Raw genomic sequence first — 13073 nt, 5'->3', positions numbered from 1 at the left:
TGTGATTGGTATAATACGTTAATTATCAATTAATGAAATAGAATGAAAACCTTAAAGCAATCGCTTGCCAATCAATTAAAGATACAAAAAAAATACAAAAGCATTCATATAATGAAATCTATTTGATAAAATTGTTGATAGATGTAAATTTTACGTGTACAACAGCTACCGATATATTTAACTAACGAATAGCTTAGTAATAAGAGATATAAACTACCTCTTATTGCAAAAATAACGCAGAGGTAAATAAAGTGTTACTACAGAAAGGACTTCTCAACAATATCGGTGTTCAAGTCGTTATTGCGATGATCGTAGGTACAATGGTTGGTGCAACAATGGGCCAATCTGCTGCTATGTTCGCCCCACTAGGAACAATCTTCATTAACCTAATCAAAATGCTGGTTATCCCATTGGTTGCAGTCGCGCTTATTTCAGGTGCTGCAGGCTTAGGTAACAGTAGCAACGCAGGCAAAGTTGGTTTAACGACTTTAGGTTACTTTGGTATCACTTCAGCACTTGCTGTCGCACTTGCACTGTTCATGGGTGAAATTTTTGAGCCGGGTAAAGGCATTGATGTTTCTGGCGTTGAAGGTATGTTTTCTACAGCCTACGCCTCTAAAGGTGAGCTACCTACTTTCTGGGCGACCATCACAGGCATGATCCCTACCAACGTTTTCCAATCATTAAATGAAGCAAACATTCTTCAGATCCTCGTTTTCTGCTTATTTTTTGGTATTGGTCTTTCTAAATTAGAAAAAAAACGCCGCGAACCAATGATCAATGGTGTTAACGCTATTGTTGATGTAATGGTTTGGATGATCAACAAAGTGATGATCATCGCCCCTATTGGTGTATTTGGCTTAATGGCTGAAGCAGTTGGTACTTTTGGTTTCGGCGCGCTAATGGTCGTATTTAAACTCTTTATGGTTTATGTTGCCGCTATTTTTGTGTTTGGTTTTATCGTTTACCCGTTAATGGTAGGCCTATTAACTAAAACCTCAGCCAAGAAATTCCTTCTTGCAATGAAAAAGCCACAAGCCGTTGCCCTATCTACTGCCTCTTCAATGGCAACACTGCCAGTAACAATGGAAACTGTTGAGAAAGACTTAGGTGTTCGTAACTCTACAGCATCATTTGTTCTGCCATTAGGTGCAACAATCAACATGTCTGGTAACGCTATTTACTACGGCTTAGTGGCTATCTTCTTTGCTCAACTATTCAACATTGATTTATCAATTGGCGCTTATGTTGCGATTATTGTTACCTCAACGCTAGGCGCTGTAGGTCAAGCTGGCGTACCTGGCCCTTCTTTTCTTGTTGTTGCGGTTCTGCTTGCTGCAGGTATTCCAATCGAAGGTCTACCACTTCTATTCGCTCTAGACCGTATCTTTGACATGATCCGTACCGCGCTTAACATCACTGGCGATGCCGCCTGTGCGGTAATTGTTGATGCTATGGTTGAAACGACAGACACAATAGATACACCTATTGAAAATAAAGAAGCGTAATATTCGTTCTCTTTAAAAGATAATTAGGCCAAATCATATGAGTTGGCCTTTTCTTTTTCTATCCATTCCGCAAAAATGTAACAAGCAATTTTTAGCGATTCCCTCCCTTCTAAATTTTCGATACACTCGCTACATAATTAATTATTGGCTCAACCTATATATGAAACAGATTTTAGATTTTATCCCACTGATCATCTTCTTCACGCTATACAAGATGTACGATATCTACACAGCAACAGGTGCACTAATCATTGCGACTGCAGTGCAGCTAGTCGTAACTTACGCTTTATATAAGAAAGTTGAAAAAATGCAGCTGATCACCTTCCTTATGGTGACAGTTTTTGGTGGTATGACGATATTCTTACATGATGACAACTTCATTAAATGGAAAGTCACCATTGTTTATTGTGTATTCGCGGCAGGTTTAATCGTTACCCATATTCTTGGTAAACCAGTGATTAAAGGTATGCTAGGCAAAGAAGTGACATTACCTGATGATAAATGGGCAAAGATAAATCACGCATGGGTACTGTTCTTTACAGTTTGTGCGATTGCTAACTTGTACGTTGCATTCGAAATGCCACTTGATGTATGGGTTAACTTTAAAGTCTTTGGCTTATTAGGCTTAACTTTCTTATATACTCTATTTACAGGTATGTACGTCTATAAATACATGCCAAAAGAGAAAAAAGAAGAACAAGAATAGCTAAAACGATAATGATTAAGCCGTGTATACAACACGGCTTTTTTATGTGCTAAAATCGGCTTAACTTCATTTTAGTTGTATTGGAAACCACTTTGACAACCCCAGCTCACTTTGGACAAGCCCCTAAAGGCCAACTGCTTCTTCGTACTCTCTCTATGCCCGCTGACACCAACGCGAATGGTGATATTTTCGGTGGTTGGATTATGTCACAGCTTGATTTAGCTGGCGGTATTTTAGCGAAAGAGATTTCTGGTGGTCGTATTGTCACTGTTTCAGTATCAAGTATTACCTTTAAAAAACCCGTAAAAGTAGGTGATGTTGTTTGCTGCTACGGCGAATGTGTAAAAATTGGCAATACTTCAATGTCAATTAATCTTGAGGTATGGGTTAAGCCAATTAAAGAACACGGTGTTGGCGATCGCTTTATGGTTTGTGACGCCACTTTTAATTATGTTGCGATTGATTCGAGTGGAAAACCGCGTCCAATCCCTAAAACTGCGTAGTTATTAGAATTTTTCTGATTAATTCATAAAAAGCTCTGGTTTATGGCTAGAGCTTTTTTTATGATGGCTATATCAATGATGATACAAAATAAAAGGACTCAATCATGTGGTATGTAATTTTTTCTCAAGATGTTGAAAACAGCCTAGAGCGTCGTTTAAGTGTTCGTGAAAAACATCTAGAGCGCCTTACCCTGCTACAAAATGAAGGTCGTTTATTAGTGGCAGGGCCAATGCCTGCAATCGACTCAGAAAACCCAGGAGAAGCAGGCTTTACTGGTTCAACCGTAATTGCTGACTTTAATTCATTAGAAGCAGCTCAAGAGTGGGCTAACAATGACCCATATATTGATGCTGGGGTTTATGCAAATGTTATCGTAAAACCATTTAAAAAAGTACTGCCCGCTTAATTTCCTGTTTAAACATGATCCATTACTCTATTCATGCTTATAACTCACTTGTATTTAACTAAAAAGAATCACAATGAAAAAACTTATTCTTACTGCGTTAAGCGCTATTCTGCTTTCAGGTTGTGCTTCTAACGAACAACAACAAAAAATAGAAATGTTGGCAGACTATCGTGCCAGTATTCTTGCCAGTACCCTTCCACTAGAGATGGGACAACTCACCTTAATTCAAGTAAAAGAGAAGCAAGGTGTCGTTGAAATGATCTTTTTAGACAGTGGCGCTGGTGAAATGAGTACTAATCAAATCATTGAAAACAGTATCACCACTTATTGTAATGATAAAGAAATTCGCCCTGTACTAGAAAAAGGCGTTTCTTATCGTTACCTAATTCGTAATTCTTGTGGTCAAAAACAAAACGATATTTTTGTTAATGAACAGTCGTGTTTAGATCGCGAACAGATGAACGAAGAAAAATAAAATTCATACCGACAGGTAATAAAAAGCCCTCTCACTAGTCATAACATAATGAGAGGGCTTTTCTAAATCTTACAACCTAACGCGTAAAACGCATCACTTTTAAGCCGCTTTCAGGATTAATATCTGCAAACTCTGGCGGGTTATCTAAACGCTCTACAAACTTCAGCTCTGGCGCTTCTTCAGCCATACCATCAATTAAGAAATCAGTAGATACCGCCGGTGAATTCACACACGCTAAGACTTCACCCGTTTCACTCAATAAACTTGGTAAACGGCGTAAGATCTTTTGGTAATCTTTGGTCAGTGCAAAGCTGCCTTTTTGAAAACTTGGCGGATCTATGATGATCAAATCATACAAGCCTAATTTCTTAATCTTACCCCACGACTTAAAGATATCATGTCCTAAGAATTTAACTTTAGACAGATCATGATCATTTAAACGGTGGTTATCACGACCGCGACTCAACGGACCTTTCGCCATATCTAAATTAACCACTTGAGTCGCGCCACCCGCAATGGCAGCAACAGAAAAGCCACATGTATACGCAAACAAGTTTAATACCGATTTACCTTCACTGTGCGCTTGAACCCATTTACGACCATAGCGCATATCTAAAAATAGCCCCATGTTCTGGTTCTTTTTAAGCTCTAGCTGATATTTCAAACCATTTTCTACAGCAACAGGGAAAGTCTCTTCACTGCCCCATACGACTTGAGTTGGTGCTAACTCTTGATAACGGTGCTGCAATAAAATGGCTTGGCCTTTGGCATTTTTCCATGTATCAGATCCGGCAAACACGTGTAGCTTTGATTCTAGAGCTTCAACAAAAGTAGGCTCTTGCTCTTTAAATAACGCCACCACTAGTTGACCTTGAGAGTCCTTACTTTGAGAACCCTGACCTTGAAGCCAATCAACGGTAAGTTGTTCTAAGCCTTCAAAGCACTGACCACGGCCATGAAATAAACGACGAAGCTCATTCTGTGGTGTTGCTAGCTGTGCTTCTAAGTGAGTAAATAACGTATCTAATGCTTCTATCTTCATGATTTCTTCTTAATCTCTGGCCAAGTTAATGTCCACGGTGTTTGCCACTGCGCTAATCCTGCTTGAATGGTGTTATCTTGCCATTCATCGCCTTGTTTTGGGACTTCTACAAATTCAAACGCTTGCTCTTGATAAGTAAAGCGTAAAGCATACGCATGAAGATAACCACGATCTGCTTTAGATGAGCTATAAATTGAATCACCCAAAATACCCGAACCGACACTCTTTAATGCGACTCGAATTTGATGAGTTTTACCAGTATGAGGCTTACATAAAAACAGGCGATTGCCATTATGTGCAGCCATTGAGAAAAACTGAGTAATTGCAGGGTTTTCTTTACTGTTGATCAGCTTCCATGACGCTCTACGTGAACGTTCCATATCGCCAATAACCAGACCTTGTTTTTTCTTAGGCTTTTTATCACCAATAGCGAGGTAATATTTTTCAACCAAACGCTTTGCGAACAATTGTGATAATTCACTTGCAGCAGACTGATTACGACCAATCAGCAATAGCCCTGACGTCATCTTGTCTAAACGATGAATTAAATAAAGCTGCTTATCACCAGTAACTTTAGCCAACTCAATCAATAATGAGGTTTCACCATCATCTTTATGAACACTGATGTTTGGGTGCTTATTTATAACAAGAAAATCTGAATTTTGATAAAGGATATCGAACATTGGCGCTCCTAAAATTGAGCGCAGAGTATAGCGAGGATGGTATCTCAATTCCAATAAAAACGCCGATCAGATGACCGGCGTTGAGTTATTATTTGTAATTAAAGAGGCTTACTTATGGCGCTCTTTCAGTTTATTGATCACATCATCGAACGATAGACCTTGATCTTGAAGCAGAACAAATAAGTGATACATTAAATCGGCTGATTCACACACTAACTCCACCTTGTCACCCGACGTCGCTGCAAGCGCGACTTCAACGCCTTCTTCACCAACTTTCTGCGAAATACGTTTGGTGCCACGGGCATAGAGACTTGCTGTGTAAGATGAGTCAGGATCAGCATTCTTACGCTCGGCAAGTAGCTGTTCCAACTGATGAAGCCACACCAATTGTGTTTCTTCGGCTTTATCACCATCCCAACACGTAGTGGTTCCTGTATGGCACGTTGGACCAACTGGGTTTACTTTAATAAGCAGAGTATCGTTATCGCAATCTAGAGAGATATTCACCAGATTTAAACTGTTCCCCGACTCTTCACCTTTGGTCCATAAACGGTTTTTAGTGCGAGAGAAAAATGTGACTTTTTCTGTCTCTAGCGTTTTCGCCAAGGCTTCTTGGTTCATGTAACCCATCATCAATACTTGGCTTGAACCAAAATCTTGAATAATAGCAGGCACTAAACCATCCACTTTTTCCCAATCAATTCGTGTTGCTAATTCTTGTTGGCTCATCGGCGTACCTCTACATCCTGTTCGGCTAAATATTCTTTCAATTCACCAATATTGATGATTTGTTTGTGAAATACTGACGCTGCTAACGCACCATCAACATTGGTTTTTTTATAAGCATCCGCAAAGTGAACCATTTCACCAGCACCACCTGACGCAATTAATGGAACATGGCACACTTCTCGTACCATTTTCAGTTGTTCTAAATCGTAACCATTACGAACGCCATCTTGGTTCATCATGTTTAATACGATTTCACCCGCTCCACGCTTTTGAACTTCTTGCACCCAATCTTTGGTTTCCCATTTGGTTGCTTTGGTACGCTCTTCATCACCAGTAAATTGATAAACTTGGTATTTACCCGTTTCTTTATCAAAGTAAGAGTCAATTCCTACAACAATACACTGAACACCAAATTTATCGGCAAGTTCTGTGATCAGCTCTGGGTTCGCCAGTGCTGGTGAGTTAATTGATACTTTATCCGCACCAAATTCTAAAATCTTCGCTGCATCTTCGGCGGTTTTAATACCACCTGCCACACAGAATGGAATATCAATCACTTCAGCGACGCGTGCAACCCAACTTTTATCTACTACGCGTCCATCACTTGATGCAGTGATATCATAAAATACCAACTCATCGGCACCCTCTTCAGCATAACGCTGCGCTAACGGAACGATATCACCAATAATTTCATGGTTACGAAATTGAACGCCTTTGACCACTTGTCCATCTTTAACATCAAGACAAGGAACTATTCGCTTTGCCAACATTGGAATGCCTCCTCTGCGGTAAACTTGCCATCAAGCAGTGCTCGACCAACAATGACACCTGCAACACCAGAGCCTTTCAGCGCGGCGATATCATCCAGTGACCCTATGCCACCTGATGATTGAAATTGTACTTGTGGGTACTGTTTGCATAGGTCTACGTAGAGTTCTACATTCGAGCCTTGCAACGTACCATCGCGTGAAATGTCAGTACACAAAACATGCTTCAAACCAACCGTTAGATAATCTTCAAGCAACGCTTCAATAGTCACGCCTGAGTCTTCTTGCCAGCCTGAAATAGCAACGTTACGTGTGCCGTTTTCATCAATATTAATATCTAGCGCTAATACGATTTTTTCTGCGCCGTATTTTTCCATCCAACCTTTAACTAATTCTGGTTGTTTTACCGCGGTAGAACCCACCACCACACGCTGTGCACCCGCGTTTAATAAATCTTGCACATCCGCTTCGTTACGTACACCACCACCAATTTGAATATTGGCTGGCGTACTTGCTAATAGACGTGCAATCAAATCTAACTGGCGCGCTGTTGTGTCTTTTGCACCCGTTAAATCCACAAGGTGTAGCCAATTTGCACCCGCTTGGTGATACAGATTAAACTGCTCTGCTGGATCAACTTTGTATTCTGTTACTTGCCCGTAATCGCCTTGGAAAAGACGAACTACTTGGCCTTCAATTAAATCTAATGCTGGAATAATCATTCTAATTCCTTTTAGCTCTCACTCGTGGAGAGTCCTATTTCTTTTTTAATTCTATCGCTGCTAAAAGATTTAGGATTCAGGGCGCTTCGCTTGCAGGTTTTAGGGTAGTTGTTGTGACATTAGGATTAACCCCTACCCACCCCTGAAACCTTTAAGGGAGCCTGCGACCGATCTGAACCCTGCTTTTCTTACAACTCCAAAAAGTTCTGAATAAGCTTTGAACCCACTTTACTTGAGCGCTCTGGGTGAAACTGAACACCGTAATAATTACCCGCTTGTAGCGCGGCGGTAAACGGCTGTCCGTAATCACAAGAAGCAATCGTATAATCACCTACTTGCATGCCAAAGCTGTGTACAAAGTAAAAGTAACTGTTCTCTGGAATGCCTTTAAACAGCGGGTTACCTTCAACTGGTTTAATGGTATTCCAACCCATGTGAGGCAGTGGTAAATCACCGGTTTGAAGCTTACGAACTTCGCCATCACATAAGCCTAAGCAATCCACAATTTGATCGGCTTTTTGGCCTTTCTCTTCAGAAAGCTTACCCAAAAGTTGCATGCCTAAACAGATACCCAATAGCGGCTTTTCAACTTGTTTAACCAGCTCAATGAGATCACGCTCAGCCAAGTTTTTCATCGCTTCACTTGCAGTGCCAACACCCGGTAAAAACAACTTATCCGCAGCTAATACCACTTGTGGATCACGGCTTATCGTAACGTCATAACCCAAACGCTCAATCGCAAATCTCACTGACGATACGTTAGAGCAGCCCGTATCAATAATAACGATGTTTTGCTTTGTCATAGTCACTCCTACAATACGCCTTTTGAGCTTGGCAGTTCATTGCCTTCTACTTTAATCGCTTGACGTAAAGTACGACCAAACGCTTTAAATAGGCTTTCAATAATGTGGTGATCATTATGACCTGCAGAAGAAAGGTGTAGAGTACAAGCAAGAGTATCAGTTAGAGAGCGGAAGAAATGAACCACCATTTCTGTTGATAAATCCCCCACTTGATCACGACTAAATTCAGCATCAAATTTCAGATATGGACGACCTGATAAATCCAGCGCACATTGTGCTAAACACTCATCCATTGGTAAGCTAAAACCAAAGCGGCCAATGCCACGTTTGTCACCCAAGGCTTCTTTTAACGCTTCGCCCAATGCAAGAGCTGTATCTTCAATGGTGTGGTGATCATCAATGTGTAAGTCACCCTCGACATTGATCTTCATTTGGAAGCCACCGTGCGTAGCAATTTGATCAAGCATGTGATCAAAGAAACCAAGACCTGTAGTGATCTCATTTCCACCTTGCTCATCCAAATTAACAAACACTTTAATGTCCGTTTCTTTGGTTGTACGGATCACTTCTGCCGTACGTGCATTTACGGTCAGATCTTTTAAGATCGCAGGCCAATTCATTGTCTCAGGGTTATATTGAATACCACGGATCGCCATGTTCTCTGCTAGTTGAAGATCCGTTTGGCGATCACCAATGACTACCGAGTGTTGAAAATCGATTTTTCCACCTTGAAGATATTCTTTTACCATGCCTAACTTTGGTTTGCGGCATGAGCAGTTGTCTTCTTCAAAGTGAGGACAGATCAGTACATCATCAAACTTCACACCTTGAGATTCAAAAAACTCCATCATCATATTGTGTGGCGCATCAAACTCATCTTGTGGGTAGCTATCTGTACCTAAACCGTCTTGGTTGGTTACCATCACTAAACGGTAACCGGCATCTTGAAGAGAAAGTAGAGAAGGAATAACCAAAGGTTCAAACTTTAGCTTATCTAAACGGTCTACTTGAAAATCCACCGGCGGCTCAACAATTAAGGTGCCATCACGATCGATAAATAAAATCTTTTGTTGTTTGCTCACAGGAACGTCCTTTTAATTTTTTCTTGTTTTAATTTTATCCCCAACGCCTTATTCCTAAGCTTGAAGAATAAATGATACCAATCACAGTAATTGATTACGGATAAAGCCCAATGTTTTTTCACATTCTTCGCGATTACCCACACTAATACGTACACAATCTTTAATTGGCGAATTACGTAAAATAATGCCGTGATCCCATGCGGCTTTAAATATGGCATCACCATCCGTAAACTTCACTAACAAGTAATTGCCCCAACCATCAAACACTGTAACTCCAGGTAATACCATTAGCCCTGCTTGTAAATAAGCACGATTTGCACTTAAATCAAGCATTTGGTATTTCATGCGAGCTAAACCGGCTTCAGATAAGGCTTGAGTAGCAATCTCAGCCACAGGAACTGGCACTGGGTATGGCGCAATCACTTTAAGTAATACATTAATCAGTTCTTCATTTGCTAATGTAAAACCACAGCGTAACCCCGCTAATGCAAAGGCTTTAGACAACGTACGTAAGATAGCAAGATGTGGATAATCAGCCAGTAAATCGACCGTAGATTTCTCCATACAAAAATCGATGTAAGCTTCATCCATAACAACAATGGCGCGATCTTTTGTCATCTCAAGCAATGAAAGAATGTCTTTACGATTAACGATGTTGCCCGTTGGGTTATTTGGACTACACACAAATACAACTTTAACATTTTCTAAGCTTGCTTCTATTGCAGAAAGATCTAGCTGCCAATCAGAAGTAAGTGGCACCGTTTTAGTCTCTACACCAATCGTTTCTGCACTGATTGAGTACATGCCATAAGTTGGTGGACAATATAAAATCGCATCTTCATTTGGCTCACAGAACGCACGAACTAATAATTCAATGCCTTCATCAGCACCGCGTGACGTTAGCACTTGCTCTGACCTTACATTTGCGTAAGCCGCATAAGCATTAATTAGCTCTGGTGGTTGACATTCGCTGTAACGATTAAGGCGTGCAAAATTGAATTTGTATTCATTATCAAATGGAGATTCATTGGCGTTTAACCACACATCCCCTGTACCACCAATACGGCGGGCAGAAAGATAAGGCGTTAATGCTTGCACTTGTTTTCTGGCTAACTTTTCCATCATGAATTCCTATTAATTTGCTTCTTGCTGATTGGCTTCTAATTTAGCTAATTTTTCAATTCTGATTGTAACCGCTCGTTTGTGAGCATCAAGCCCTTCAGCTTCTGCCATTGTGACTACCGTTGAAGCTAACCCTTTTAAACCATCTGCTGTTAATTCTTGCACTGTCATACGTTTAGAGAAATCCGCAAGACCTAAGCTTGAATAGGTTCTCGTATAACCATAAGTAGGCAATACATGGTTGGTCCCTGATGCGTAATCCCCAGCTGATTCTGGAGAATAGTCTCCTAAGAAAATAGAACCAGCATTATCTAGCAATGGCAATAATTCACGAGGATTTTTGGTTTGAACAATTAAGTGCTCAGGGCCATAAAAGTTTGAGATTGAAACACATTGAGTTAGTGAATCAGCAATAATTAACAAACTAGAAGCGAGTGCTTGACGAGCAATATCTGAACGAGTCAGCGCTTTCAATTGTCGCTCTATTGCATCTGCAACTTGGTCTGCAATGATCGGAGATGGAGTCACTAATACAACTTGTGAATCAGGTCCGTGCTCAGCTTGACTTAAGAGATCAGCAGCAATGAAATCAGGATCAGCAGTTTCATCGGCAATAACCAAAACCTCTGATGGGCCAGCTGGCATATCTATCGCAGCACCACGAAAATCATTGGATACCTGACGCTTAGCTTCCGTTACGTATGCGTTACCTGGGCCAAAAATCTTATCCACTTTAGAGACCGATTTTGTACCATACGCCATGGCCGCAACCGCTTGTGCACCACCAATGTTATACACCTCATCAATCTTACACAGTTTAGCGACATACAGAATTTCATCAGCGATTGGCGGTGGTGAACACAATACCACTTTTTGGCATCCGGCAATTTGTGCAGGGATGCCTAACATTAATACCGTTGATGGTAATGGCGCACTGCCGCCAGGGATATAAAGACCCACTTTATTGATCGGCATGGTGATTTGTTCACACACCACGCCCGGTTGAGTTTCTACTTTTATTGGTTGTGGCTTTTGTGCTTTGTGAAACTTAGAGATATTACTATACGCTTGTTGTAGCGCCGCTTTCATCTCTTCAGATAAACGTTCACTTGCCGCATCAATCTCTGATTTAGAGACTCGAATCGAATCAGGTTTTACACCATCAAACTTTTCGGTTAAGGCCAATACGCCTGCATCACCCTCTTGTTTAACCGTATTAATGACATTGGTTACCGCAGCAGTAATATTTGCCCCCTCAGTAATCGCAGGGCGTTGTAGTACTGTATTTTGTTGTGAGTCACTGAGTGATTGCCAAACTAGAGTTTTCATAATGATTACTCCATCATCTTCTCAATTGGCAGAACAAGAATAGAACTCGCACCCAGTGCTTTTAGCTGTTCCATTGTTTCCCAGAATAGATTTTCAGTACTTACTAGGTGAACCGCTACTTTTGCACCATCACTTGATAGAGGAAGTACGGTTGGATCTTCTGCTCCTGGAAGTAGTGATTTAATCGCTTCTAGCTTATCTGTTGGTGCGTGTAGCATGATGTATTTAGATTCTTTAGCCTGAATGCAGCCTTGCATGCGTGTCAGTAGCTTTTCAATTAACGCAGCTTTATCTGCATCGAACTCACCTTGACGTTGAATTAGCGTTGCTTTAGAACGGAAAATAACTTCTGCTTCTTTTAAGCCATTGGCTTCTAGCGTTGCGCCAGTTGAAACTAAATCAGCAATCGCATCAGAAAGACCTGCGCGAGGAGCAACTTCAACAGAGCCGTTCAGAATACAGGTAGAGAATGGAATGCCTTGTTCGTCCATATAGCTTTTAAGCAGTCGAGGGTAAGTCGTTGCAATACGCTTACCAGCGAGATCTTGTGGGCCGTTGTACGTTTCATCTTTATCGATAGCGATAGATAGACGACAACCACCAAAATCTAAACGGCGTAGAGCTGTAAATGCTGAAGGCTCACCAAGCGCTTTACGCTCTAAACGTACTTCTTCAAGCTCGTTTTCACCAATCACACCTAAATCGACCACACCATCCATGATTAAGCTTGGAATATCATCATCACGAACTAACAATAAATCAATTGGCATATTTTCAGAATGAACAACCAAGCGCTCACCTGAAATGTTAAATTTCATGCCACAGCGTTTAAACAACTCTTGGCACTCTTTAGATAAACGACCTTTCTTTTGAATCGCAATACGTAAACGTTGTGATGACATAATTTCTTCCTTGTAAAAATGTAATTCTAATTTTGTGGTAGTTATTTGTTACTTAATTTTGGTCATAAAACGAAAAAACCCTCAGAAGATTTACCTTCCGAGGGTTTGAAATTGTATTCACCGGAAGGAAATTCTAATTGCCTTCCCGGATATGCATATCCTCCCGAAAGACTACTCAAGATGATGGTGATGATGAATGTTCAGACCTTGAATACGCATAATTATAAACCTTTAGTAACAAATTGACTTTGTTTTTAACCTTGTAAACACATTATCAAACTGTGGTTTTATTT

Annotated in this window: 15 protein-coding genes and 1 other annotated feature; of the genes, 5 read left to right on the top strand and 10 right to left on the bottom strand. The window is 40.6% G+C overall.

Annotated elements, in window-relative coordinates:
* Positions 1–251: 251 nt before the first annotated feature.
* The 5 genes from PVK63_RS01660 to gspS2 all read left to right on the top strand — a co-directional run bounded on the left by PVK63_RS01660 (position 252) and on the right by gspS2 (position 3599).
* Positions 252–1508 carry a dicarboxylate/amino acid:cation symporter gene (locus PVK63_RS01660; RefSeq protein WP_274439818.1) on the top strand — a complete coding sequence of 419 codons (1257 nt, stop codon included), beginning with the start codon at positions 252–254 and terminating at the stop codon, positions 1506–1508.
* A 160-nt stretch (positions 1509–1668) separates the two neighbouring features.
* Positions 1669–2214: a septation protein A gene (locus tag PVK63_RS01655; RefSeq protein ID WP_130086748.1), complete on the top strand. Its 546-nt coding sequence runs from the start codon at positions 1669–1671 to the stop codon at positions 2212–2214.
* Between the two features lie 155 nt (positions 2215–2369).
* On the top strand, positions 2370–2717 hold the full coding sequence (gene yciA / locus PVK63_RS01650; RefSeq protein WP_242504788.1) for an acyl-CoA thioester hydrolase YciA: 348 nt from the start codon (positions 2370–2372) through the stop codon (positions 2715–2717).
* Between the two features lie 104 nt (positions 2718–2821).
* Positions 2822–3124, top strand: coding sequence for a YciI family protein (locus PVK63_RS01645; RefSeq protein ID WP_130048252.1), 303 nt, complete (start codon positions 2822–2824; stop codon positions 3122–3124).
* 73 nt (positions 3125–3197) lie between these two features.
* Complete coding sequence (gene gspS2 / locus PVK63_RS01640) at positions 3198–3599, top strand: type II secretion system pilot lipoprotein GspS-beta (protein ID WP_274439817.1); 402 nt, start codon at positions 3198–3200, stop codon at positions 3597–3599.
* A gap of 76 nt (positions 3600–3675) precedes the next feature.
* Here the strand turns inward: gspS2 and PVK63_RS01635 are convergent, their stop codons facing one another.
* The 10 genes from PVK63_RS01635 to hisG form a co-directional block, all read right to left on the bottom strand.
* Positions 3676–4641, bottom strand: coding sequence for a class I SAM-dependent methyltransferase (locus tag PVK63_RS01635; RefSeq protein ID WP_130086737.1), 966 nt, complete (start codon positions 4639–4641; stop codon positions 3676–3678).
* Positions 4638–5324: a TIGR01621 family pseudouridine synthase gene (locus tag PVK63_RS01630; protein WP_130086736.1), complete on the bottom strand. Its 687-nt coding sequence runs from the start codon at positions 5322–5324 to the stop codon at positions 4638–4640. Before PVK63_RS01630 ends, PVK63_RS01635 begins: the two co-directional genes overlap by 4 nt.
* Positions 5325–5432: 108 nt before the next feature.
* Positions 5433–6053, bottom strand: coding sequence for a bifunctional phosphoribosyl-AMP cyclohydrolase/phosphoribosyl-ATP diphosphatase HisIE (gene hisIE / locus PVK63_RS01625; RefSeq protein WP_130086735.1), 621 nt, complete (start codon positions 6051–6053; stop codon positions 5433–5435).
* On the bottom strand, positions 6050–6823 hold the full coding sequence (gene hisF / locus PVK63_RS01620) for an imidazole glycerol phosphate synthase subunit HisF (RefSeq protein WP_045101759.1): 774 nt from the start codon (positions 6821–6823) through the stop codon (positions 6050–6052). The genes hisIE and hisF overlap by 4 nt, the downstream gene beginning before the upstream one ends.
* The gene (gene hisA / locus PVK63_RS01615; protein WP_005418747.1) at positions 6805–7542 is read right to left on the bottom strand and encodes a 1-(5-phosphoribosyl)-5-[(5-phosphoribosylamino)methylideneamino]imidazole-4-carboxamide isomerase; all 738 of its coding nucleotides are present in this window, start codon (positions 7540–7542) and stop codon (positions 6805–6807) included. The genes hisF and hisA overlap by 19 nt, the downstream gene beginning before the upstream one ends.
* A 188-nt stretch (positions 7543–7730) precedes the next feature.
* Positions 7731–8345, bottom strand: a complete 615-nt coding sequence (gene hisH / locus PVK63_RS01610; protein WP_130086734.1) for an imidazole glycerol phosphate synthase subunit HisH — start codon at positions 8343–8345, stop codon at positions 7731–7733.
* 8 nt (positions 8346–8353) lie between these two features.
* A complete protein-coding gene (hisB, locus tag PVK63_RS01605) occupies positions 8354–9427 on the bottom strand; it encodes a bifunctional histidinol-phosphatase/imidazoleglycerol-phosphate dehydratase HisB (RefSeq protein WP_130086733.1) in 1074 nt (357 codons plus the stop codon).
* An 81-nt stretch (positions 9428–9508) separates the two neighbouring features.
* Positions 9509–10549 (bottom strand): histidinol-phosphate transaminase, encoded by a 1041-nt coding sequence (gene hisC, locus PVK63_RS01600; RefSeq protein WP_130086747.1) that lies wholly within the window; start codon positions 10547–10549, stop codon positions 9509–9511.
* Positions 10550–10561: 12 nt separating this feature from the next.
* Positions 10562–11878, bottom strand: a complete 1317-nt coding sequence (hisD, locus tag PVK63_RS01595; protein ID WP_130086732.1) for a histidinol dehydrogenase — start codon at positions 11876–11878, stop codon at positions 10562–10564.
* A gap of 5 nt (positions 11879–11883) precedes the next feature.
* A complete protein-coding gene (hisG, locus tag PVK63_RS01590; RefSeq protein WP_130086731.1) occupies positions 11884–12780 on the bottom strand; it encodes an ATP phosphoribosyltransferase in 897 nt (298 codons plus the stop codon).
* Positions 12781–12849: 69 nt separating this feature from the next.
* Positions 12850–12976, bottom strand: a sequence feature (His leader region).
* Positions 12977–13073: the final 97 nt, after the last annotated feature.

It is taken from the genome of Aliivibrio sp. S2TY2 (assembly GCF_028765525.1).
Taxonomy (GTDB): Bacteria; Pseudomonadota; Gammaproteobacteria; order Enterobacterales; family Vibrionaceae; genus Aliivibrio; species Aliivibrio finisterrensis_A.
Note: the sequence above shows the minus strand (reverse complement) of the source record. Positions and strands in the feature narration are given on the sequence as shown.

Excerpts from the sequence above, each read along its gene's own strand:
- hisD (WP_130086732.1), bottom strand. The coding sequence starts at position 11,878 with ATGAAAACTCTAGTTTGGCAATCACTCAGTGACTCACAACAAAATACA.
- PVK63_RS01655 (WP_130086748.1), top strand. The coding sequence starts at position 1,669 with ATGAAACAGATTTTAGATTTTATCCCACTGATCATCTTCTTCACGCTA.
- PVK63_RS01635 (WP_130086737.1), bottom strand. The coding sequence starts at position 4,641 with ATGAAGATAGAAGCATTAGATACGTTATTTACTCACTTAGAAGCACAG.
- hisH (WP_130086734.1), bottom strand. The coding sequence starts at position 8,345 with ATGACAAAGCAAAACATCGTTATTATTGATACGGGCTGCTCTAACGTA.
- yciA (WP_242504788.1), top strand. The coding sequence starts at position 2,370 with ATGCCCGCTGACACCAACGCGAATGGTGATATTTTCGGTGGTTGGATT.
- gspS2 (WP_274439817.1), top strand. The coding sequence starts at position 3,198 with ATGAAAAAACTTATTCTTACTGCGTTAAGCGCTATTCTGCTTTCAGGT.
- hisC (WP_130086747.1), bottom strand. The coding sequence starts at position 10,549 with ATGGAAAAGTTAGCCAGAAAACAAGTGCAAGCATTAACGCCTTATCTT.
- PVK63_RS01630 (WP_130086736.1), bottom strand. The coding sequence starts at position 5,324 with ATGTTCGATATCCTTTATCAAAATTCAGATTTTCTTGTTATAAATAAG.
- hisG (WP_130086731.1), bottom strand. The coding sequence starts at position 12,780 with ATGTCATCACAACGTTTACGTATTGCGATTCAAAAGAAAGGTCGTTTA.
- hisF (WP_045101759.1), bottom strand. The coding sequence starts at position 6,823 with ATGTTGGCAAAGCGAATAGTTCCTTGTCTTGATGTTAAAGATGGACAA.
- PVK63_RS01645 (WP_130048252.1), top strand. The coding sequence starts at position 2,822 with ATGTGGTATGTAATTTTTTCTCAAGATGTTGAAAACAGCCTAGAGCGT.
- hisA (WP_005418747.1), bottom strand. The coding sequence starts at position 7,542 with ATGATTATTCCAGCATTAGATTTAATTGAAGGCCAAGTAGTTCGTCTT.
- hisIE (WP_130086735.1), bottom strand. The coding sequence starts at position 6,053 with ATGAGCCAACAAGAATTAGCAACACGAATTGATTGGGAAAAAGTGGAT.